This is a genomic window from Floridaenema fluviatile BLCC-F154 (genome assembly GCF_041929135.1).
In the GTDB taxonomy this organism is placed as follows: Bacteria; Cyanobacteriota; Cyanobacteriia; order Cyanobacteriales; family Aerosakkonemataceae; genus Floridanema; species Floridanema fluviatile.
The window spans coordinates 90,199-112,326 of record NZ_JBHFNS010000055.1 but is presented as its reverse complement, the minus strand read 5'-3'; the positions used below and the strand labels follow the sequence as shown (position 1 = coordinate 112,326).

The window sequence follows — 22,128 nt, the reverse complement described above, 5'->3', positions numbered from 1 at the left end:
TTATCTGACTTGATTCCTAATAATTGAGCCAAGTTATAACGCCTGTGACCATTCAATGTGCGTTCGGGTGTAAGTTTTCCTTCGGCTTCCCACCTTCTCAACGTGGAAACTGACACCCCTTTGATTTTTGCTGCTTCTGATATGGTTAGCTTACTCATAATGGCAGTTTAGCACATCTTTTGAGTAGGTCTAGAAAGGTTTAGGTAAAATTTTAGGAGCAGTTAGCGAACCCTTCTTTTTTAACCTTTTCCCAGCCTAATCGGAAGCCGCACAATAAACTCAGTACCCTCCCCAAGAGTAGAAACACACTGGAAACTACCACCATGTTTTTCCACCACAATTTGATGACTAATTGACAAACCCAAACCAGTACCTTTACCCACAGGTTTAGTAGTAAAAAAAGGTTCAAACAACCGTTTTCGTACAGCTTCCGGCATCCCCATCCCATTATCTTTAATACTGATAGAAACCCACTGACTATTTAACAACTCTGTCCGCACAACAATCTCATTCGGATTTCGCTGAATCTCCGCAAATGTTCGCCCAACATTTTCTTGCTCCATTGCATCAATAGCATTAGACAAAATATTCATAAACACCTGATTTAACTGTCCAGTGTAACACTCCACCAAAGGTAAATCACCATACTCTTTAATTACCTGAATTGCTGGACGTTCTGGCTTAGCCTTCAAACGTTGATCTAAAATAATCAGCGTATTATCTATTCCCCCATGAATATCAACTAACTTTTTCTCTGTCTCATCAACTCGCGAAAAATTCCGTAAAGTCTGCGTTACCTCTCTAATCCTTTCAGTACCCAACTGCATAGAAGTGAGGATTTTCGGCAAATCAGTAACTATATAATCCAATTCCATAGCTTCAATTTCATCTTGAATTATTAAGCTAGGATGAGAATATTCCTGTTGATAAAGCCCAACTAAATTTAGCAAATCTTGAACATACTCATTCGTATGATAAAGATTCCCAGCAATAAAACTCACATAATTATTAATCTCATGAACAACCCCAGCAACCATCTGCCCTAAACTAGATATCTTTTCAACTTGAAAAAGATGATTTTGAGTTGTTTGTAGCTTACTGAGAGATTGTTCTAACAACTGACTTTTTTCCTGTTCTTTCTGATAAATCCGAGCATTTTCAATTGAAACAGCAATTTGCGCCGACAATGCTTTAATAATCTCTACTCTTTGAGCATTAAAAACTCCCGAACTAAGGTAATTTTCTAAAAGAATCATCCCCATTAAATTACCCTTGTAAATTACAGGAGTACACAAAACCGACTTTGGTTTATTCTCTAATATATAAGTATCATTAGCAAAAATTGTGGCTACAGTTGCATCTTCCAAAACCAAAGTTTTTTGGGTAATTTCCACATAATTAATTACTGTAGTTGGTAAATTCTCCTCTGAATAATCGTAGCCATGCTGAGACACAGTAATATCTTCATCAGTAACAATACCTTTAGCTTCTACTACCCATTGCTCACCTTGCTTAAGCAATAAAATTCCTCTCTGAGCTCCTGCATTTTCTATAACAATCTTGATCAACTTATCCAACAAACCGCTGAAAACAATTTCCCCAGAAATTGCTTGAGAAGCTTCAATAACCATCCCTAAATCCATTACTGCTGTAACGCTTCCCGTAGTTGAATTTGAAGTCCGAGTTGCTGCAATATCAGTCACCTCTTGTTTAATTGTCCGAGAAATCAAACGTGCATATTTCCTCTCTAAATCTTTGACCTTACTAATTGCTCCCCAAGCAATATAAACATAATAAGCCTCTGTCATATAAGTTTTAGCGATTTTGTCTCTACCAAGAGCCAGATAAAACTCTGCTGCTAGCTCATTAGCAATAGCTTCTTCTTGCTTATATCCTTGTTCTTTCGCCTCTTGAATCGCAGCATCATAAAGTTCCATTGCTGCTAAAACTTCCCCTAATACTCGTGCTTTTTCTGCTTCTACTAAAAGATACTTGTGTTGATAATTCATGGGAGCGTGAACAGCCCAAAACTTCATTTGTTCTTGATTTGTTCCTACCAATGCTAAATATTTTCTTTGTTCTTCCGCACCAACTTGCTGATAATTAGATAACAAAGCTAATGAATGGTAAAAATTCAAGATTGCTACCTGCATAAAACCAAATGCAGAGCCAGCTTGTTCAGTCGCTAAAGCAGCATACTCCAAAGCTTGTTCGGGTTTTTTAAACTGGTAACAAAGGATAGTTTTGGCAACATAAAACACAAACAATACAGTTCCAGTTTTAGCCTCAATTAATCGAGGTAGCATTTCCGACTCATCAAAACTTTCTCCAATTAGTAAACAGTTATTATCCGTTAAACTTTGGAAGTTTAACCCTAATTGTCGCCAAACAGAAGAGAAATGAATAGGAATTTCTTGCTTGATTTTTATTGCTAAATCAAGATATGTAGCTTGTTTTTGTATCGCATTTTCTAAATTATCTTCTGTAAAAAATGAGTAAGCACAAAAATTCGCCGCACAATATCCGCCCCATTCTATATCACCTGTTTCTAATCCACTTTGCACCCCTTCTTGGAGTGGCGCAACACTATTTATAGCGTGTTCTTTCCAGGTTCTAATATTAGAGTTGAACAGGTTATAAACTTTCGCTTTCAGTTCTTTAGCATCGAATTTTTCCAAGATTTTTATAGCAATTAACCCCGCTTGATAGCCAGCATCTAGCTTTCCAGTTCCCGACATTAATAAGCCATAAAAACCATAAGCAAAAGCAGATAAAGCAGAATTTCCATATTCAATACAGAGGTTAATCATTGTTAATATTAACTGCGGAAAAATCTCTGGTTTTGCCTGAAAAGCAGGAGCACAGAGAATTTTTAAAATCCGCATTGCTGACAGTTTATAAACATCTGTCATTTCTGGCATATTATCCAGTTCTTCAAGTTGAGGTAACGCCAAATTAAAGCTTTCCTCGCCTTTAATTATAAACAAGGCAACGCCCAATTTATCTAAAACTTGCAAACCTATATCTATAGCTTTGAGCATTTCCAGTTGAGCGATATAAATTTGCATTTGCAACTCATAAACCTTTACTTCGTCTAGTAAAGTTTTGGCTTTTTCTTGAGCAATTTTTGTGAGCGTAGCTGCTTGGTGGAAGTTAATGTTTAAATATTCTGCTTCTGCTGCTTCCACATATAATTCCAGCATTAAATCATAGTCCGTTTGCCAATCATTTTCAGCTAACAGTTCTAAGAAAACTGCGAAATATTTTACTGCTGCTTCATAAGCTGTCGCAATTTTCGCTTTCTTACCAGCAATGAGATTTAATTTGGCTAATTCATAATTTTCTGATGGTTCAGTGATTAATTCTTTACCTATATTCAGCTGGTTTACAATATCGAATATGTGTTCTTCTAAAGCGTATTTGGCGGTTTTTTGTAATAGTAGTTGCCCAATTTTAAGATGAGTAGCTTTTTTCTGTGCTTCTGGGATGAGTGAATAAGCTGCTTGTTGCACTCTGTCATGCAAAAACTTGTAGCTGACTTTATACTCATCTAAATGCAAATTTCCCTGTTCGTCATCATCAAAAAACAAGGGGATTTTGTAGGCATTACTTAATGGCAAAATTAACCCAGCTTGCAGCGTGTCCCACAAATCATCCGCTGTAGTTAGCAGGCTTTTTTCACTAACAATTGCCAAAACTTCTAAGTTAAATTGATTGCCAATACAGGCAGCTAATTTTATTACTTGCTGGGTATCATTAGATAATTTTTGAATGTTTCTAGCAATTAGTTCAACAACGTTGTAATCTGTAATTCCAATAGCTTGAATTTGTTCTAAGTCCCAAAGCCAACGTCCTTCGGTAAAGTCAAATTGTAGAAGTTTTTCAGCATACAATGTTTGTAATAACTGGGTTAAGAAAAAAGGATTACCCTGAGTTTTATTAAAGAGTAATTGCGCTAATATTTTAGATCTTTCACCTTCACCTAATGTCTCAGCTACTAGTTGGTTAACTGTGTTCAATGCTAAAGGTTGCAGAATGATGTTATTAACAGTTGCTCCGGTTTTGGTAATTTCATCTAAAGTTAGTATTAAGGGATGAGTTGGGCTAGTTTCATTATCTCTGTAAGCTCCAATCATTAGTAAGTATTGGCTGTCTGTAACAGTTGTGAGCAATTGAATTAGTTTTAAGGAGGCGGAGTCAGCCCATTGTAAATCGTCTAAGAATAGAACTAAAGGATGGGATTTTTGAGCAAAGACATGAATGAATTGTTGAAATACTCTGTTGAATCGATTTTGGGATTCTGTTGGGTCTAATTGTGGTGCTTCGGGTTGGGAACCAATGATTAATTCGACTTGGGGAATTACATCGATAATAATTTGTCCGTTTTCTCCTAAAGCGTTTAATAATTTCTCTTTCCAAGTGGCTATTTGCGTTGGGCTTTCTGTTAATAGTTGCCTAATTAATTGGGAAAAAGCTTGTATTAATGCTGCGTAGGGAATGTTTCTTTTAAATTGATCAAATTTTCCGGCAATGAAATAACCTTTTTTGCCTACAATCGGTTTGTGAACTTCATTGACTAAGGCGGATTTACCAATGCCAGAGTAACCAGAAACTAACATCATTTCGCTAGTTCCGCTGCTGACTCGCTCAAAGGCTACCATTAATTTTTCTACTTCTGTTTCCCGACCATAAAGTTTTTGCGGAATCAAAAATTGACCGGAATTGTCTCTTTGTCCGGGCGGGAAATCTGCAATTTTTCCGGTGGTTTTTAGTTGGGTTAAACAATCTTCTAAATCTACTTTAATTCCGACGGCACTTTGATATCTGTCTTCGGCGTTTTTGGCTAACAATTTCATGATTATTGATGAAACTGTCAGAGGAATTTCTGGTTTTAATTGATGGGGAGCAATTGGTTGTTTGGCAATGTGGCAATGTACCAATTCCATTGGGTCTTCAGTTACAAATGGTAATTGTCCTGTTAATATTTCGTATAAGGTAACTCCTAATGAATAAAAGTCTGTACGATAGTCAATGTATCGATTCATGCGACCAGTTTGTTCTGGTGAAATGTAGGCTAGGGTTCCTTCTAATAAGTTTAAACTACTATAAGCTGCGTTTTCTCTGGTTAGACGGGTGGCAATACTAAAGTCGATAATTTTGATTTCCTTTAGTTGAGAGGAAACTAAGATGTTATGTGGTTTAATGTCTTTGTGAACAATCTTATTTTGGTGAAGTTTTTCTAAGGCGGCAACAACTTGAATTGCTATCTGAAGAAATTCTGTGATGTTAACAGAATTGTGAGTAATAAACCCTTTTAAGGAGGGTTGACCGAAGTCTTCTAGAATGAGTGCTAAACCATTTTGGTAGTTTTCTAGTGCTATTGGTTTAATTACTTCTTCTAGGTTTAAGGGTTGCAAAATTTTATATTCATGGCGTAAGCGGGAGATATCTTCTAAGGTGGGATATTCGGCTTTTAGAGTTTTAATAATTACTGGATTTGCTGTGGCTAAATACTTGGCTCGATAAATAACGGTATTCCATCCTTCGTGAATGGATTCAATAATTTCATACCCTGGAAGTGTAATACTCATTTTTTTCTAAATTAAGTAAAACTTTGTTTGCAGATAAGAGATGAGTCCGCTAATACTTACTTAGATACTAGGCGAACTAGAAATCCCAATTTTTATGATGTGTATTTAGATTACCCAAATTAATCCAAGAATATTTTAATTTGCAGTTAATTAAATAGATTTGGCAAAACTGCTGAGGATTAAGGGAGACAAAGAAAGGCTAGTATTACTTTTGGATCGGGCTCATCCTTAGCAAAATAAAGTAATCGCAAGTAATTAATATTGTGCGATATTTTATGTCTAATGTACAGCTTATGCTAAATAAATTTTTACAGGTTTTTCAGGAGTGTTATGAGTAAAATTGCTCTTTTCAGCAAGTGGAAGTGTGTCTGTGATTTTAGATTGAGTAGTTGAGGGGAGCAGATAAATCTGGGTGTTTGAACTAAGGTTAAGTTGGGTAAGGAGTCTGGTTCAGTTGTAGATCGATCGGGCTCGGTCAAGTGTGAGGAGACTGATTACAGAGAATGTAAAAAGATGATGTTTTCTTAACTTTTTGTGGAAAACTTAGAAAATATCTGTGGAAAAGTAACTAAATCTGTGGAAAACTGCTTTGATTTTCGGGGGTGTCGTATGTAATTCGATCGCTCTTATAAGCAGGTGGTTCTACATGAATCAACACTCTGACTGGCGCAAATCTGGCTTGCAAGCGGGATTCTACTTCTTCTGTAATCCGGTGGGCGGTTTCCACATCGGGAACTTCAACTATTAGGTGCATTTCCACAAACACTTGTCTACCGACTATTCCACGGGAGGCGATTTCATGACAGTTGATTACTCCTGGTACTTCCATTGCGATCGCATAAATTGTCTCTGGTGCGATCGCCATTTCATCAACTAACCAAGGTAAATTTTCTTTTAATACCTCCCAACCACTCCAAAATACTAATAGTGTCACGGGAAAAGTTAAAGCAATATCTAGCCATTGCCAACCCATCCAGACTCCAACTAACCCAGCAATCACTAATACAGTAATCCAAATATCTCCTAATGTATGTTGGGCATCTGCTACTAAAATGCTGCTACCAATTTTTTTGCCCACCGTGCGTTCGTAAATCGTGACGAAAATATTCACTGCTAATACGATTAGCATTAACCACAATACTGAAGCTGACATTTGCACTGGTCTACTTCCGATGAGCAATCTTTCGATCGCCGCTTGCAAAATTTCCACACCAGCTACCAACAGAAAAGCGGCGATCGCTAAGGCTCCCACTGCATCATACTTTAAATGTCCGTAGGGATGATTGCGATCGGGTATTGGCGAAGCAAAACGACTAATAAATAATCCCAACAAATTACTCGAACTATCAACCACACTATGTAGCGCATCTGCTAGCAAACTCAGAGAATTTGTTGACCATCCCACTGCTGCTTTCAAGGACATGACAAACAAATTTAACAACAGTGTAATTAATAACACTCGTCGCACTTGAGCGCGATTATCTTTAATCATAATTCTCCTGCTCAAAGCAGTGAATTCTCTATATCTAGTCTAGAACTAAAATTTGAGTAAAATTACTTAACCTTTTGTCAATTCAGCATTTTAATTGCTTTTAGCCAGACTTAAATTAACTACTAGTTGAGATTGATTTCAAATAATTACAGCCCAGATTGCTGAGTTTGTCACCATAATGCTTTCTTAGAGTAACCAAATCTTTTAGCATTAATAGTCAAGATGTTAAGAATAATTGCCCATGTCATCCTCACCAATTACATTCAACCTAATTGAAGGTTCTGTTTGCTTCAGCTTTACTCCCGCAGCAGCAAACAATTTAAAGACAGCACTCCACGAACTCACCGAACGGATGAAAGCCGCTAGTGCTAAAGTTGCCAGTGGTGGTGGCAAAGCCAGCCCCCAAGAGGCAATGGAATATCAATACACTGGTGAAGTATTTCTGGAAATCTTTTGCAACCCCAATATTTGGGCAACTCCCTTTGCCGCTAAAGTGTTAATCACCTTACGAGATGAGCGAATTCGCCTTTCTACTGAGGCGGAACTAACTCGCGTGATCGAAGATGTTAACCAGTATTTAGAGCAATTTGGTTAAATTATGCTCAAAGTATTGTAAGATCGGCTCACTTGTTCGAGGGCACCGATCGCTTTTGCCAATGGACTCTGATTCACTGATCCAATTCCTGCAAAATGGGTTTCGCCTCTCTGTGGGCGCAACAGCTGCTTTGATTGAAAGCTTACAAGACTCTCAAAAGCGAGAAGAAATTCTGGCTAAATTGAACAGATCTGAATTTAGCGAAGTAGCGGCAGAATTGACGAAAAAAGGCGAAATTACGGAGCAGGAAGCTAGAGAATTTGTCGATTCTCTTTGGCATCAACAAAATCAACAAAGTCAACAAAGTCAACCAAATAATCAAACGTCAAGTGATGCACCGGGAACATCTGCAACTACCACAACAGATAACCCGGTAGCTTCTCCTAACGTCCAGCAAGAGTTACAAGAACTCACAGCCCAAGTTGCTGCTTTGCGTGCAGAACTCGAAAAGCTGCGAACGGAAAATCATCGATCCTAAAATTTTAGATTTTGAGTTGGTTTTTTCAGAAAAATAGGTAGCTGAAACCCAAATCTAAAAATTTTCAGTTAGCTTTTTATTGCTAATTTTCCTGGTAATGGAAAGAGACAGACTTGAGGGCTAAAAAGAAATTACTAAAAGTTGAGAAAAATTGGTGCAACTAAGATTAGTTTTAGTCGTTTTCCCATTCTTCTTGTCCCATTAAATCTCCGATGCGATCGCGCAATAAAAAATTACTCTTTTCTAACTCACTTTCTACCCACGCCCACTCACGGGCAGGAATATACTGACACAGAGTATAAATCGGCTGTTGGCGGCTAATCACACCCTTGAGTACAAGACGACGTGCTTCTTCTTTAATCACGTCTAAAGAATACTGAACTGGTGTGGGAGAGACTATATTCACGCTCATTGTTATTCACTCTTCGGCTAGGAGGACTAGAAATAAATCGGTTAAAGAAGCAGATAGTTTGTAGTTCGCTATACTAAACGATTTTCATTTTTACGCTAACTGCTATCTTAATATATTAATAGATGTAAAAAAAGTCATCAAACCTTGACATTTATGATTCTCTAAGTTCAGCAGTTTTGCCCATTAACCTTCCTTTCCCAGACTATATCTAGGGGATTAGCAGATAGTAAGCTTCAGATAATCAGAAAGTTAAGCGATCGACTGAGGTAAAGCAACCGAAAAATCCGGCTTGCCGCCTCAGTTTTCGTAGTTAAGACTACTATTTGATTGCCGGATCGTTGGTAAATAGTAATTTCAATGCGATCGCTTGAGCAGCTGGAATCTGCCCAAAGGAACAAACACAAGGTATTTCCGAAGGTAGAAAAGGTAAGAACTGATTTTTCAAATAGGGACTGCCATAGATTACCAAAGCTTGCAGTTCACCATTATTTAACAAAGTGTTAAACCAGTCTTCAACTGCCTGTGTTAGACCCGCACTACCGCGAAAAGGATTACCACGAAGAAAGATTTGCAACAAAGTCGGTTGTAAACCTGTATTACTGCGAATTACAGGCGAATTACTCCGAGAATCAGCCAATTGCGTCCGATAACCCAACTGCTGAGGTATCGTCACCGCCGGAGCTTGGCGAGAAAGATATTTACAGTCCAAAAGATCGTCCACCAGGATTAAGTTTCGTAAATTAATCAGATTTTCTGTTTTTAAAGGCAGAGATCCAAAGACTTGAGTAGAGTCCCGCAAAATATTATCCACTGTCTCAAAAGCAGCAGGCTGAGCAATTTGGTAAAGGGGACTGGGGACTGGGGATTGGGAATCAGAGGTAGGGGGGTAGGGGGATAGGGAGAGAGAGCTTTTCTCCCCCTCCTCATCTCCCCATCTCCCCAGTACCTTCTCCTTCGCTTGCCAAATGCGCTCCACAGAGGCGCGAATCCTCTCCTGGGGGATGCGTCCAGAGGTGACGGCATCGCAGATTGCTGAAATGGCGGATTCAGTATCTAGGGGCATTAACAAAATGTCTGCGCCAGCTTCTACGGCTAATACCGCTGTTTCTTCCGCACCGTAGCGGCTAGTAATCGCTCCCATGACTAAGGCATCGGTGACAATTAAACCTGTAAATCCTAGTTTGTGGCGTAATTGCTCAGTTAAAATTTTGCGGGATAAGGTAGCTGGGAGTTTTTCATCCCAAGCGGGGATTAACAGGTGGGCGCTCATTACGGCATCTACGCCTGTGGCGATCGCACTCACAAAAGGTGCTAATTCAATTTCCGCTAACCTTGCTTCATTGTGGGGAATCATTGGCAATTCCAGATGGGAATCTACAGCTGTATCGCCATGACCGGGAAAATGCTTAGCTACCGTTAAAGCAGGGTAATTTTTAGCACCTTTAATAAAAGCCGCACTTAGTTGACTGACAAGTTCTGGAGTTTCGCCAAAAGCCCGAATATTAATCACTGGGTTATCAGGATTATTATTCACATCTACCACAGGGGCGAGTATCCAATTAATCCCAACGGCTAAAGCTTCCTGAGCGATAATTGCGCCCATTTGTGCGGCGTAGAGTAAAGCTCGATCGAGGTTTTTTTGAGCAACGGCGCTTAATGCCATTGGAGGTGGGAACCAAGTGGCGCTGGAAAAACGTTGACCTACGCCTTCTTCAATATCTGCGGCGACGAGGAGGGGAATTTTCGCCCAGCTTTGTAATTGTTGCGATCGCAAACTCAACTCCGTCGCACTTCCCCCTAGCAAAATAACACCGCCAACACCCAAATCAGCAATTAAATGTTGGAGTTTGGCGGCGGGAGGTTCCCATTGGGGATACTTAATTTCATGGTCGAACAGATAGCCGGAAGCTCGGACTACGATCGTTTGGGCTACCTGTTCTGGTAAAGAAAGAGTATCAATTTCGGGCAAAACAGAAGATTTCAAGTTTCCTCTTCCTCTTCCTCTGCCGAAACTACATAATCTTCGTAATTATCTTCATTTTCTGAGTCAGAGAAATCTGACTCATGTCGATCTTGGCTGATCTGATTGATCAAGGACAAAATACGATCGCCACGTTCCAAAGAGCGATCCTCGACAAATAACACTTCTGGAGTCCGACGCAGACGCACTCTTTGACCCAACTCGCTGCGAACATAACCAGTTGCAGCTTTTAGTCCAGCCATTGTTTCAGCTTTCGCTTCTTCCGAACCGTAGATGCTGACAAAGATTTTCGCGTGTTGGAGGTCGCCAGAAACATCAACATCGGTAACGCTGACCATTCCTGCACCCACGCGATCGTCTTTAATGCCGTTTAACAGCATTTGGCTGACTTCCCGTTTAATTAATGCGCCCACGCGGGAAACCCGACGACTGGTAGCCATAGTAATCTGCTGTCTTCAAGACAGGATGAGCAATGCTTTACAATCCTAACTAAACCGAACTCAAGCCTAGCATCGCTCTCAAGGTTAAAGTGACAAACGTAAAAGCTGCCACAAAAAAGCCAACTAGAGCGATTACGGTGACTGGACGCTTGAATAATGGCGCTAACCACCCAAAGGTATTCACGAATACGCCTAGAATGATGGTTACAAAATAACGGGGGTAACGAGAGATATTCTCCCAAAATCCTTCAAACATTTGTCAACAACCTAATTGAGCGGTTTAGAAAGACTGCTTTTCTACTGGTAACATTTGTCCGCTAGTTTAGACAAGCGTAGGAAAGCTTTTTTTTCCGACGAGGGAACAGGGAACAGGGATTAGGAATCAGAAGAGAGAGTTTCCTCAACTATCTTAGTTAATTCTGCTAAAGTGGTATCTTGTTTTTCTACTAACGTAGCCATTCTCCGTTGAATGTAAGCTTTTTCTTCCGGCGATAATTGCGCTCCAGTAACTACTAAAACTGGTAAATTTAATGCCTGTTTATCTGTTCTTAGCTGTCTAATTACCTCAAAACCATCAACTTCTGGCATCAGCAAATCTAAAATTAATAAATCTGGCATCTTTTGTTTGATTTTCTCTAAAGCTTCTTTGCCATTTGTCGCTTCGCCAACACTAAGCTGAGGTATTGTACTGAGGTATTCCTTAATTTGTTGACGAGAATTATCTTCATCATCAACGATTAAAATACTTTTACCAGCTGGTTGCGGTAAGTGAAATCTTACCATTTGCAATAACAAATCTGGTGCGATCGGTTTAGATAAATAATCAGCCCCTCTTAAAGCTAATCCTCTAATATTTGGCTCAGTAATCGTCAGAATCCATACAGGTACAGAGATTAAATGGCGACTGCTTTTAATGGCAATTAAAAAATCCCAGCCATCCATTTTCCCAGGTAAAAGAATATCTAAAAATATTAAGCGAGGTAAATTTTCTCGTAAGATCTGCAATCCCTGTTCGGCAAATGCGGATGATACAACACTAAAATTGATTTCTTCTAAGCTGTCTTTCAATAGTTGAGAAAATGCGGTATCATCTTCTAAGATCAAAACGTCAATTATCGTTTTTTCTTCCGAATCAAGACTGATGGATTTTTGTACGGCTTTTGGTAAGGAAAAGTAAAATTTGCTACCTTCACTTACTTCACTTTCTAACCAAATCAGTCCTCCGTGAGTCTCAACAATTTCTTTAACAATTGCTAATCCTAATCCTGTACCGCCAATTTTTCTTGTACTAGCATTATCCACACGGTAAAATTTAGTAAATAATTTTTCTTGGGCTTCTGGAGGTATGCCCATACCTCGATCGGCTACACTAACAATTACTTCGGTATCTTGTTCTGTAACTGAAATATTTACTTCTCCACCATTGGGAGAGTACTTGATAGCGTTAGAAATTAGGTTGGAGAGAACTTGACGAATGCGATCGCTATCTCCCTTCACAGGAGTTACAAACAAAGGTGCGGAAATATTCAGCTTGTGTTGATTAGTATTATGAGAAAATAAAGCTACAGTTTCTTTAATTAAACTCGTAATATTCAAAGGTTCAAAGAAGTAATTTTGCTTCCCTGATTCCATGCGTTGAATATCTAAAAAATCATCAATTAAGTTATTTAATCGTTTACTTTCATCATAAATAATTTTCAAATATTGTCGTTGTTTTTCTACTGGGTACTCTCGTTTTAATAATAATTCGCTAAACCCACGTAAACTAGTTAAAGGTGTTCGCAATTCATGATTAACCGTGGAAATAAACTCATCTTTTAAGCGTTCAATTTCTTTCCTTTCTGTATTATCGCGACCCACACAAAAAATTAGTTGTTCTGTGTCTGACCAAACAGCAGACCAAACCATATCTATAAGGGTACCATCTTGGCGTTGACAACAATTTTCTAAACCTATAGCTTCTTTACCAGAAATGACTTCAATCAAAGTTTCTTGAGTTTTTTCTTGATATTCTGGTGCTAGTAATTGACTAAAATTACGACCAATTAATTCGTCTGATTTATATCCCCATAATTTACTACAAGCAGGGCTAACTTCGACAAATTCACCCTGAGAATTCACTGAGCAAATCACATCTAAAGAATTTTCAATCAAGGCTTTTTCTCTCTTAGCAGCTTCCGCAACTAACAGATTAGCTTCCCGCAATAGAGTTTCTCTTTGGGCAATTTGTTCTGCTGTAGAATGCAACGCTTTATCTAGTTGGCTAATCTCATCTTTACCAGGGATAAAAGCAATCAATGGTTCTTCTTCTGCTAGCCGTTTGGCATTGTCTTGTAATTGCTTAACTCGATTAACAATTCCCAAACTATAGAGGTAATTTGCCGTTAATCCACCAGCTACACCAATAATCCCAGCAACCCAAATTACCATTGTTGCTAAGTGTTGTAAATTGTCTAATTTTTCTTGTCGTTCTAACAGTAGTTTTTCTTCTACCGCATTGAATTTAGCTAACTCTTCGCGGATAGTATCCATCAGGTATTTTCCGCGAGTAAAACTTGTTAATACGACTGCGGAATTCTCAGCTTTGACTGTACTTGTTAACAATTTTAAATTATTATTCAAAACAGCTTTTCTCTGATTAATTAGGTTTTTTAACAGCTGATATCTTTTTACTTGACTAGGATTACCATTCACTAATTTTCCTAATTCCTCAACTGCACCGGAAATTTGGGGAAGAGACTTTTTGTATGGTTCTAAAAATTTTTGTTGTCTAGTTAAAGCGTAACCACGAACAGCAGTTTCAGAGTTCAATAATAAGCGGAAAATTGTATCAGTTTTTTTGCGAACTTCGTAAGTCTGCTCTACCCAGTATTGTGCTTCATTAACCTGCTGTTGTACATAAGCAAAAACCATTAATGATGTGACTAAACAGGCTACTGGAATCGAAATTACCGCAGCACCTTTATAAGGTAATCGTTTGTTGTACCAAAAGTAAGAAAGATGTTGAAACACTGTTTTAATAAATATATTTTTGCCAGTTTTCGGCAAATATTCAGGTAATATTGTGCCTAATTTTAGGAGAACAATTAGTAGGTTAAGTTTGGATCTATCTTAAGGATGATTTGTAGTATTATGAGTCAGGATTGATTAGTTAATTTGGTTGTTTATTCATCAGAAAAGCGATCGCAAATTGCCGCAAATTTCTGATGCAGATCGCCGAATAACTCCAAAAGCTGTGGATCGAAATGTTCTGGTTGAGTGCGTCCATCACCTTTAAGCATGATATTTAAAGTTTTTTCATGATCGAAAGCAGGTTTATAAGGACGTTTACTGCGTAGTGCGTCATACACATCAGCCACCATCACAATTCTACCAACTAACGGGATCTCTTCCGCTTTTAATCCTTGCGGATAACCAGTTCCGTCCCATCTTTCATGATGATTTAGGGCAATATCTTTACCCATTTTTAATAAAATGGAATCAGAACCTTCTAACAGGCTAGCACCAATTTTAGGATGAAGCATCATCACTTCCCTTTCTTCAGCATTTAACGATCCAGGTTTTAACAAAATTGCATCAGGTATGCCAATTTTACCAATGTCGTGCATAGTTGCAGCTTTGGCTAGCATTTCTGCATCTGCTTTTTTCCACCCCAAATTTATCGCCATTAATTGAGAGTAACGGCTAAGACGTTGAATATGATTTCCGGTTTCTTCATCTTTATATTTAGAAGCAAGACCTAAGCGAAACACCATGTCACAATAAGCATTCTCCAATTGCTCTGCTGTTTGTTTACTGGTGGTTAAAGCAATTTTTAAATCTTTAGCGTAAGCTTGTAATTGTAAGTTGGTTGCTCCTAACTTTTGCATATTTTCTTTTTCTGATTTATGCAAAATGTTTAAGTCTTGAGCATATTTAATTAATTGAGAATTAGCCGCCGTTAGTTGTCTTTTAATTCCATTACACGGTTTTAGCACCTGATGAATGGTCGATTGTAAAAAGTCGTTCATAAGAGGATTTCCTCAACTAAATTAATTAATTCCAGGGGACTAAATGGCTTGGTCAAATAATGGTTTACTCCAGCTGCTTTACCGATTTCGATATCCCGCTGCTGGGTTCTGGCGGTTAACATAATAATCGGGCGATCGCTAAATTTGGGATTAGCTCTCAGTTCTTTACAAACCGTAATTCCATCAATTTCTGGCATCATATTATCTAGCAAAAATAAGTCAGGATTAACTCTTTCTGCAAGTTCTAGTGCTTCTTTGCCATCTTCTGCTTCATAAATTTTATAATTCTCATCTTCTAAGGTAGTGCGTACTAACAATCTTAATGGCAATTCATCATCTGCAATTAGAATGGTTTTTGTCATTAAACTTACCTTAAACTAGTTAATGTACGATTTTTAAACCTAAATCACCTTAGTTCTGGCATTGTTAAACAAAACTACATCTAAAAATAACATAACTGTAAATTATGACACAATTAATAGATAAATTTTATCGTATTGATAAACCTTAATTTATGACAATTACCAAGTTAAGCAATATTAGTTTATCGATCGCCATATTAATTAATTTATTTATGCAAAAAGTAATTAACAAAACAGCCACAGACCCAGAGAAACAATTCCTAGCACTCATCATTAATATTCAATTTTAAAATCTGGAGGTAGTTAACTGGCAACTCAAGATGATCGACCCAGGAATTAAACTTTTGGAACTATATATTCCCCTTTCAGGAGGAGTGTTATTAGGATGGCTTCTCGGACGCATACTTCCGAAAAAATCACCCATTTATTTAGGAAAATTTCTGTTTTGGATTGGCGTACCACTGGGTATTTTAGGCTTTTTGCGCCGTGCCAATTTATCTGGGCCAATCTGGATTGCGCCATTAGTATCATGGACAGCAATTTTGCTAGGAGCAGGGCTTGCTTGGACTTGGTTAAAAATTAATCAACTACAAGGAAAATTGCCGGAAAATGTCGAAAATAAACCAAACCAAGGCAGCTTTATCTTAGCATCAATGGTAGGAAATACAGGTTATTTAGGTTATCCGGTCACGCTGACTTTAATAGGACAACAATACTTTGGTTGGGCATTATTTTACGACCTTTTAGGCAGCACGCTAGGAACTTACGGCTTTGGTGTCGCCTTAGCTGCGCGTTTTGGCATGGGAGTTACTAGTTACAAACAAGTGACAATTACCTTAATAAAAAATCCCGCTTTGTGGAGTTTAGGATTGGGACTTGCTTTCCAAAAAGTACCGCTACCCGATGTTGTAGAAATCAGTCTACAAAACATTGCTTGGACAGTGGTAGGTTCGTCCTTGGTACTCATCGGGATGCGGTTAAGTCAACTAACTTCTTTGCAAGGATTGGCACAAATTTCTGTTAGTTTGTGCATTAAAATGCTGTTAGTCCCTCTAGTTTTGGGCATCGGTCTCACAATGCTGGGGATGACTGGCTCTCCCCGGCTTGTTTTGGTGTTACAAATGTCCATGCCCCCAGCTTTTGCCACTTTGATTTTAGCTGAAGCTTACAATCTCGATCGCGAACTAGCCGTAACCGGAATCGCAGTTGGCTCAACAGGACTTTTCTTTACCTTACCTTTGTGGCTCTGGCTCTTTGGAACTTGAATCAGCATCATAATTAGCAGCTAACTGAGCCAAATCGATATTTTCGTAACGCTCAAATGGCTGATGTATCCAAGGATTATCTGGCAAATAAGCCACATAATAATCGGGTGCAATCACAGAGCAATCCTTATACCAAAGTACAGCCGTGCGAACTTCTTTAACTTGCTCGCTAAAATTTTCCTTCAGCCAAATCACACTCTGTTCTAAAGTCACTCCAGAATCAACCAAATCATCAACTAACAAAATATGACTACCTAATTCTGAAGTAGTCATCGTAATGTGATTAGAAAAAGTTAAAGCACCACGCACTCGATTATCTTCGCCACCATAAGAAGAAGCCGCTAAAATCGCTAGGGGTAAACGATAAATACGCGAAAGAGTATCCCCAATTCGCAATCCACCCCTAGCAAGACAGACTATTTGGTTAAATTTCCAGTTAGACTGATAGATTTTTACAGCCAACTGTTCGATATTAGTGTTGTAATCTGACCAGGAAACGTAAAGATCGGACATAGTAGAGGTGATGTCTGGATATTAGAGAATGATACGACATCTTTCGTTACTAACGAATAAATTCTGTTTTCATCAGAATAGAGAATATCTGCACCTGTGGCTAAGGCACTTACTTTTGATGATTTGATGATTGTATATTGAAAAAGCAGGGGTAAAAGTTCTTAAATTACCCCTTTTTAAGGATGATTTAGGGGGAGTAAAAAAAAGGTTTTGCTACCAAGGATAGGACTTTTAAAACATCCTCTTAAATCCTTCTTGAAACATATTAAGAAAGGCAGTTGGAGACTTTATTCTTACTGCTCTCTCCCTTTTCCCTGTTTTAAAACATCAGCCGACAAATAGCTAAAGATGCCAACATCCCAGCCGCATCAGCACAAAGAGCCGCTGTAAGGGTGAAACCTGTACGCACAATGCCGATACTGCCAAAGTAAACTGCCATGATATAAAAAGTGGTTTCCGTTGATCCTTGCATTGTCGAAACTAGGAAAGACAGAAAACTGTCTGGGTCATTTTTAACAATTTCTGACATCAACCCAAATGAACCACTACCGGATAAGGGACGAATTAATGCCATTGGTAGAGCTTCCGGTGGCAAGGTAATAAGTGAGGTAATAGGGGCGAGAATTGTTGTTAAGATATCCAGGGCACCACTAGCACGAAACATCCCAATAGCCACAAAAATTGCCACTAAAAATGGAATAATCCGAATAGCAATTTCAAAGCCTTCTTTTGCTCCTTCTGTGAGAACTTCGTAAACCTTCACACCCCGAAAGTAACCAAATAACAGAAACAAACAAATCAAAATCGGTAGCAACCAATTAGAAAGATTACTTAAAAAAGTCATGCTAAACAGATAAGGAAATCCTCTAATTGTTAGGCGGTAAAAGATAGCTGCTAAAAATGCCACAATTAAACCGCTGAATATGATATTACCAATCAGACCGGGAGGGATTAACTCTGATTCTGGAACTTCATCAGATGCAGTTTCGGTATCTAAATTGGTATGGTCTGATTCATATTTCAACTGAGTTAGGTGAGAAGATTCTTTTCTGGCTAGCAGTTTACTGGCAATAATGGCAACTGCTGTAGAGGCAATAGTAGCAAGAATTGAGGGTAAGATAATGGCTGCTGGATTGCTAGCCCCAGCACTGGCTCGTACAGTAATTACACCCAGGGGTAACAGTGTCACCGATGAGGTATTAATGGCTAAAAATAAACACATGGCAGTTGTAGCCGTTCCCGGATTGGGATTGAGTTTATTTAGTTCTGCCATTGCTTTTAAACCCATTGGTGTAGCAGCATTTCCCAGTCCCAGGGCGTTTGCTGCCATATTCATCACCATAGCGGACATAGCAGGGTGATTGACGGGAATTTCGGGAAACAGTCGGCTCATCACTGGACGAATCAAGCGGGCAATAAATCGCATCATACCTGCGGATTCAGCTACTTTCATAATGCCTAACCACAAGGCCATTGCTCCAATTAATCCTATGGCGAGTGTTACCGCACTTTCAGCTGCTTTAAATGACGCTTCTGTTAACGCCCCCATATTACCGTTATATGCTGCTACCACGGTCGCGGAAACAATTAGGAACAGCCAAATGGCATTGAGAGGGGAAGATGATTTTTTCATCTAGCTTTTAGACTCTGATTCAATAATTTTTTTGCTTACTTTGACACTCTCGCCGTTAATCCTACGAATGTAACGGGAGATTCTTGTTTCATCCCCACTTAACTAGACTAGCTAACGCCAATCCCCGTCAGAACGAGTCAACAAGCATTTTCTAACACCGTCTGCCCAACGGCATTTATACCACGATTTTTACAGCCAACTTTTCGATATTCGTGTTGTAATCTGACCAGGAAACGTAAAGATCGGACATAAAGAATGATACGACACTTTTCGTTTAAATAAGGATTAATAATTTAGTATGAATAAAACTCGGTTGTATCTCACCTCATGATTAATCTTCATAAATTTCTTCGCGGCTGAGAAACCCATCGACTTTAATCGTTTTTTTGTGCGATCGCCAATAGTAAAATTATATTTTACCTTTCCATCAATTATGCCTAAAATAGAGATAATATACCAAAAAGCCAAAATTAACTGTTCATTATGCGTAGTTATTCTCTGACAGAAGCCCGTAATCAACAAGAGGAAGTATTGGATCAAGCTACTTTAGAGCCAGTTTTACTTACCAAACAATCGCAACCTAGCTATGTGATCATGTCCTTCGATACCTATAAGCAGTTGATGGAACGGCTGACAAAATTGGAAGATATGGCTTTAGGTGAAGCAGGTGAAACGGCGCTGAGTCAGTCGTCAATGGTGGGTCGGAAAAGCTTTGTAGAATCACTCAAGCAGCTGGATAATGGCGAAAATTGATTCATTTTTGTTGTGGTTCTTTTTGTGAGGAAATCATTTGCACTGGTTGATTTTGAGAAGTCGGTAAGGTAGCTTGATTTTTCTGATTGCTAATTGATGAAATTCTTGTTATTAAGTTTTTCCAGTTCATGATTCCCCAGACGGTTAAGCCTGCTAAAAGGCAGAGGAAAACAACTAGGAAGAAAGTGTTTACAGAACGAGGTTCTTGGGGGATTAAATAAGGGGCGCTACTGGCGACAACTCCGGCTACACCGATGCCAAAGCCTACTGATTGGATGGTGTTTTGCAAAGTACGATCGCGCTCTGCCTGCTCAATCTCCACCAAACCGCGTATACTAGCAATAGCTTGGTCTAACAACTGAGCACCAGGTTTAGAATAATTTAAATCCGCTTGAATTTGCAATTCAAAAATTTGGCTTTCCCTTTGTAAAAAGCGATCGAACACTGCCAAATCATTATTAACTTCCCCTTGTAAACGTTGCCAAGTCCGCTGATAGTTTTGCCGATGAATACTAATCGTATTTCCCGCATTCTCTAGCGTGCGAAATTGCAAAGTATATTGCGGCGCAGTTTTCAAGAGTTCTTTTAAATTGGTTTTTAAAAGCTCTAAATCAAGCGAATCTGGTAATTGCGACTTGCTAGTAATTTGTGATTGAATTAAATCATCAAGTTTCTGGTAATATTGCCGACTCATTTGGAAAACATGAGTGATTTTATGATAATATAAAAACAGTTCTGGTAAATCAAAATAGATTTTTCGTAGTTGTTCTGAGGTCGTATTACTAAAATAGAACAGCACCAGAACGCGAGTTTGCAAACTTCTTGGTCTACTAAACTCTAAAATGTAACCATCCAAAAATTCATCAGCTTCATAAAAATCAGGATAAGTGTCACCGAGTAACTGTTTCAGCAACTTTTCAGCATGAGATCTTAATTTTTCCGGTTTATCGGGTTTGGCGATACTCAAATAAGCAGTAATGAAGAAAGTTTGACCGATAAAATTTTTGTCATCTGCTAAAGTTAGGCATTTATTGGGATTAAATAAGGGAATTTCATTTAAGTTTACAGTATCAAAACCGGGATCTTCAGGACGGAAAATGTTAATTAACAAAGCATAGCTATCGCTAATCTTTTGGGGATATAGCAAAAGACGATATAAAGGTTTAGGATTGAGAGGATTTTGGTTTTTTTCTTGACTGGAAAAACTGAAAGATTGCTTACCTGATTTCTTGGCATTTAGCAATTCATATTTATTTGAATCGGGGAACTTTTGCCGAAATTCTGGGAATGGGTTACGATCAAAGTCAAATATTTGGTCATAGTTATTTTTGAGTAACTTTTCATATTTATCTTTAAAGTTTTGCGGTGGTTCGTTAATTGCGGTTGACGAATCTAAATCTGTGCCAGATTGCAGAGTGAAGGCGAAGAAATTAACATTTAGGGCGTAATAAACTGGATCAGCTTGATCGGACATTGTGGTTAAGATGGCGAATTGTTTGCTGGGTTATTAGGTTGATTATCCTTAATTATCCTTTGGATTTCGTATTTATTTTCCAGAATATCTACAGGCGGGTTGTCTGTATTTGCTTGATCATCTGTCTCACATTCATCATCCATATCACAACGAACTTTAGCCCAATCTGTATTTTTGAATACTTGATTAATGTTCGGATATTCTTCGCACCAATCTAGAATTACATCGGCAATTTCAGGAGGTTTGCTGACAGTATCTAAAAGTTGATCTAACTTAGTTAAAGCTTGCCACACTGTTGCATCAAATAACTCGCTGTTTTCCTTTGCTTGTTCGACTTTTAATAAAGTACAGAAATCGAGAACTATTTGCGATGACTCAAAAAAAGTTTCCATTTTTCTAACTTCTCACTATTGAAATTATTAGTAGGGTGCGTCAAACAAAAACTTCCGACTATCACCATTAAATTTTACTTTTGACGCACCTTATTTAACCTTGAAATTGAGTTAATAGCCAAGCGCAAACTTCGGTTTGGGTTTTGGTGCGACTTTGGCTTAATGCTGATTCTAATACAGAAAATTTTAAACCTGGTAAAACTTGGGATTCCTTAATCCTTTCGCTACCTTGTTGATGAATTGCAAAAGCTAAAATTTGGGTAGTATTGACATCAACTATCCAGTATTCCTTAACTTGTAAATCTTCATACAGCAGGCGTTTTTCGCCTTTGTCATCAGAAATAGAACTGCGGGCAATTTCAATCACTAAATCTGGCGGGGGAAAATCGGCTAAATTAATGATACCCGTTCCCCAACTAATTGCTTGGGCATTGTCACCAATGTAGCAGGAAAAATCCGGTTGGGCTTCTTGAAGTTCTGGGTGGCGATAGGTGCAGTTATCTTTGCCATTTAGGGGAATTCCTGTTAAAGTGGCATAGAGACAAACGGCGAAAATGATAATACTATGATCGCTGGCGTGTTCGTTGGTGACAGGAGACATTTCGATTCTGTATCGGCTTTTATAATAGTAAGTTTTTGCGGTTTGATAGTCGGGATGGTTAATGGTTTGGAGATAGTCAGACCAACTAGCGTTAACCCAGGTATCGGTCGGGATTTGTGTTGTTGAAAAAGTCATA

Annotated in this window: 20 protein-coding genes; 5 read left to right on the top strand and 15 right to left on the bottom strand. The window is 38.5% G+C overall.

Going from position 1 to position 22,128, the window contains the following annotated elements; all coding sequences use genetic code 11:
• The 3 genes from ACE1B6_RS13395 to cdf31 form a co-directional block, all read right to left on the bottom strand.
• Positions 1-158 (bottom strand): MerR family DNA-binding transcriptional regulator (locus ACE1B6_RS13395; RefSeq protein ID WP_413257739.1); only part of this gene is annotated, 158 nt, incomplete at its 3' end.
• 81 nt (positions 159-239) lie between these two features.
• Complete coding sequence (locus ACE1B6_RS13390) at positions 240-5,591, bottom strand: trifunctional serine/threonine-protein kinase/ATP-binding protein/sensor histidine kinase (RefSeq protein ID WP_413257736.1); 5,352 nt, start codon at positions 5,589-5,591, stop codon at positions 240-242.
• Between the two features lie 568 nt (positions 5,592-6,159).
• Positions 6,160-7,083, bottom strand: a complete 924-nt coding sequence (cdf31, locus tag ACE1B6_RS13385; RefSeq protein WP_413257735.1) for a CDF family zinc efflux transporter Cdf31 — start codon at positions 7,081-7,083, stop codon at positions 6,160-6,162.
• Positions 7,084-7,324: 241 nt separating this feature from the next.
• Here cdf31 and ACE1B6_RS13380 point away from each other — a divergent pair, with 241 nt between their 5' ends.
• Both ACE1B6_RS13380 and ACE1B6_RS13375 read left to right on the top strand, forming a co-directional pair.
• On the top strand, positions 7,325-7,678 hold the full coding sequence (locus ACE1B6_RS13380) for a hypothetical protein (RefSeq protein WP_413257734.1): 354 nt from the start codon (positions 7,325-7,327) through the stop codon (positions 7,676-7,678).
• Positions 7,679-7,739: 61 nt separating this feature from the next.
• On the top strand, positions 7,740-8,156 hold the full coding sequence (locus ACE1B6_RS13375) for a hypothetical protein (protein ID WP_413257733.1): 417 nt from the start codon (positions 7,740-7,742) through the stop codon (positions 8,154-8,156).
• 172 nt (positions 8,157-8,328) lie between these two features.
• Here ACE1B6_RS13375 and ACE1B6_RS13370 read toward each other — a convergent pair whose 3' ends face one another.
• The 7 genes from ACE1B6_RS13370 to ACE1B6_RS13340 form a co-directional block, all read right to left on the bottom strand.
• Positions 8,329-8,568, bottom strand: a complete 240-nt coding sequence (locus ACE1B6_RS13370) for a DUF4327 family protein (RefSeq protein WP_413257732.1) — start codon at positions 8,566-8,568, stop codon at positions 8,329-8,331.
• A gap of 319 nt (positions 8,569-8,887) precedes the next feature.
• Complete coding sequence (locus ACE1B6_RS13365) at positions 8,888-10,552, bottom strand: glycoside hydrolase family 3 N-terminal domain-containing protein (RefSeq protein WP_413257731.1); 1,665 nt, start codon at positions 10,550-10,552, stop codon at positions 8,888-8,890.
• Positions 10,549-10,989: a 30S ribosome-binding factor RbfA gene (rbfA, locus tag ACE1B6_RS13360; protein WP_413257730.1), complete on the bottom strand. Its 441-nt coding sequence runs from the start codon at positions 10,987-10,989 to the stop codon at positions 10,549-10,551. Before rbfA ends, ACE1B6_RS13365 begins: the two co-directional genes overlap by 4 nt.
• Positions 10,990-11,038: 49 nt before the next feature.
• Positions 11,039-11,245, bottom strand: a complete 207-nt coding sequence (locus tag ACE1B6_RS13355; protein ID WP_413257729.1) for a DUF751 family protein — start codon at positions 11,243-11,245, stop codon at positions 11,039-11,041.
• A gap of 119 nt (positions 11,246-11,364) precedes the next feature.
• Entirely contained in the window at positions 11,365-14,001 is a 2,637-nt protein-coding gene (locus ACE1B6_RS13350) for a response regulator (RefSeq protein WP_413257728.1), read from the bottom strand.
• Positions 14,002-14,153: 152 nt separating this feature from the next.
• On the bottom strand, positions 14,154-14,999 hold the full coding sequence (locus ACE1B6_RS13345; RefSeq protein WP_413257727.1) for an HD-GYP domain-containing protein: 846 nt from the start codon (positions 14,997-14,999) through the stop codon (positions 14,154-14,156).
• On the bottom strand, positions 14,996-15,361 hold the full coding sequence (locus ACE1B6_RS13340; protein ID WP_413257726.1) for a response regulator: 366 nt from the start codon (positions 15,359-15,361) through the stop codon (positions 14,996-14,998). The genes ACE1B6_RS13345 and ACE1B6_RS13340 overlap by 4 nt, the downstream gene beginning before the upstream one ends.
• Positions 15,362-15,513: 152 nt before the next feature.
• Here ACE1B6_RS13340 and ACE1B6_RS13335 point away from each other — a divergent pair, with 152 nt between their 5' ends.
• Both ACE1B6_RS13335 and ACE1B6_RS13330 read left to right on the top strand, forming a co-directional pair.
• Entirely contained in the window at positions 15,514-15,651 is a 138-nt protein-coding gene (locus tag ACE1B6_RS13335; RefSeq protein ID WP_413257725.1) for a hypothetical protein, read from the top strand.
• Positions 15,652-15,681: 30 nt separating this feature from the next.
• Positions 15,682-16,626 (top strand): AEC family transporter, encoded by a 945-nt coding sequence (locus tag ACE1B6_RS13330; protein ID WP_413257724.1) that lies wholly within the window; start codon positions 15,682-15,684, stop codon positions 16,624-16,626.
• Here the strand turns inward: ACE1B6_RS13330 and ACE1B6_RS13325 are convergent.
• Complete coding sequence (locus tag ACE1B6_RS13325) at positions 16,594-17,139, bottom strand: phosphoribosyltransferase (protein WP_413257723.1); 546 nt, start codon at positions 17,137-17,139, stop codon at positions 16,594-16,596. The two genes, ACE1B6_RS13330 and ACE1B6_RS13325, sit on opposite strands and share 33 nt — an antisense overlap.
• 319 nt (positions 17,140-17,458) lie before the next feature.
• A complete protein-coding gene (locus ACE1B6_RS13320) occupies positions 17,459-18,772 on the bottom strand; it encodes a nucleoside recognition domain-containing protein (protein ID WP_413257722.1) in 1,314 nt (437 codons plus the stop codon).
• A gap of 483 nt (positions 18,773-19,255) precedes the next feature.
• On the opposite strand from ACE1B6_RS13320, the gene ACE1B6_RS13315 reads away from it, so the two are divergent.
• Entirely contained in the window at positions 19,256-19,525 is a 270-nt protein-coding gene (locus ACE1B6_RS13315) for a type II toxin-antitoxin system Phd/YefM family antitoxin (protein ID WP_413257721.1), read from the top strand.
• 1 nt (position 19,526) lies between these two features.
• Here ACE1B6_RS13315 and ACE1B6_RS13310 read toward each other — a convergent pair whose 3' ends face one another.
• From ACE1B6_RS13310 to ACE1B6_RS13300, 3 genes are all read right to left on the bottom strand, one after another.
• Positions 19,527-20,999: a YdgA family protein gene (locus tag ACE1B6_RS13310; protein ID WP_413257720.1), complete on the bottom strand. Its 1,473-nt coding sequence runs from the start codon at positions 20,997-20,999 to the stop codon at positions 19,527-19,529.
• Positions 21,000-21,004: 5 nt separating this feature from the next.
• Positions 21,005-21,391 (bottom strand): hypothetical protein, encoded by a 387-nt coding sequence (locus ACE1B6_RS13305; RefSeq protein ID WP_413257719.1) that lies wholly within the window; start codon positions 21,389-21,391, stop codon positions 21,005-21,007.
• Between the two features lie 94 nt (positions 21,392-21,485).
• Complete coding sequence (locus ACE1B6_RS13300) at positions 21,486-22,127, bottom strand: Uma2 family endonuclease (RefSeq protein WP_413257718.1); 642 nt, start codon at positions 22,125-22,127, stop codon at positions 21,486-21,488.
• Position 22,128: the final 1 nt, after the last annotated feature.

What these genes read in the sequence shown, in the direction of transcription:
- ACE1B6_RS13390 (WP_413257736.1), bottom strand. Translation starts at nt 5,591, where the DNA reads ATGAGTATTACACTTCCAGGGTATGAAATTATTGAATCCATTCACGAA.
- cdf31 (WP_413257735.1), bottom strand. Translation starts at nt 7,083, where the DNA reads ATGATTAAAGATAATCGCGCTCAAGTGCGACGAGTGTTATTAATTACA.
- ACE1B6_RS13380 (WP_413257734.1), top strand. Translation starts at nt 7,325, where the DNA reads ATGTCATCCTCACCAATTACATTCAACCTAATTGAAGGTTCTGTTTGC.
- ACE1B6_RS13375 (WP_413257733.1), top strand. Translation starts at nt 7,740, where the DNA reads ATGGACTCTGATTCACTGATCCAATTCCTGCAAAATGGGTTTCGCCTC.
- ACE1B6_RS13370 (WP_413257732.1), bottom strand. Translation starts at nt 8,568, where the DNA reads ATGAGCGTGAATATAGTCTCTCCCACACCAGTTCAGTATTCTTTAGAC.
- rbfA (WP_413257730.1), bottom strand. Translation starts at nt 10,989, where the DNA reads ATGGCTACCAGTCGTCGGGTTTCCCGCGTGGGCGCATTAATTAAACGG.
- ACE1B6_RS13355 (WP_413257729.1), bottom strand. Translation starts at nt 11,245, where the DNA reads ATGTTTGAAGGATTTTGGGAGAATATCTCTCGTTACCCCCGTTATTTT.
- ACE1B6_RS13345 (WP_413257727.1), bottom strand. Translation starts at nt 14,999, where the DNA reads ATGAACGACTTTTTACAATCGACCATTCATCAGGTGCTAAAACCGTGT.
- ACE1B6_RS13340 (WP_413257726.1), bottom strand. Translation starts at nt 15,361, where the DNA reads ATGACAAAAACCATTCTAATTGCAGATGATGAATTGCCATTAAGATTG.
- ACE1B6_RS13335 (WP_413257725.1), top strand. Translation starts at nt 15,514, where the DNA reads ATGACAATTACCAAGTTAAGCAATATTAGTTTATCGATCGCCATATTA.
- ACE1B6_RS13330 (WP_413257724.1), top strand. Translation starts at nt 15,682, where the DNA reads ATGATCGACCCAGGAATTAAACTTTTGGAACTATATATTCCCCTTTCA.
- ACE1B6_RS13325 (WP_413257723.1), bottom strand. Translation starts at nt 17,139, where the DNA reads ATGTCCGATCTTTACGTTTCCTGGTCAGATTACAACACTAATATCGAA.
- ACE1B6_RS13320 (WP_413257722.1), bottom strand. Translation starts at nt 18,772, where the DNA reads ATGAAAAAATCATCTTCCCCTCTCAATGCCATTTGGCTGTTCCTAATT.
- ACE1B6_RS13315 (WP_413257721.1), top strand. Translation starts at nt 19,256, where the DNA reads ATGCGTAGTTATTCTCTGACAGAAGCCCGTAATCAACAAGAGGAAGTA.
- ACE1B6_RS13310 (WP_413257720.1), bottom strand. Translation starts at nt 20,999, where the DNA reads ATGTCCGATCAAGCTGATCCAGTTTATTACGCCCTAAATGTTAATTTC.
- ACE1B6_RS13305 (WP_413257719.1), bottom strand. Translation starts at nt 21,391, where the DNA reads ATGGAAACTTTTTTTGAGTCATCGCAAATAGTTCTCGATTTCTGTACT.
- ACE1B6_RS13300 (WP_413257718.1), bottom strand. Translation starts at nt 22,127, where the DNA reads ATGACTTTTTCAACAACACAAATCCCGACCGATACCTGGGTTAACGCT.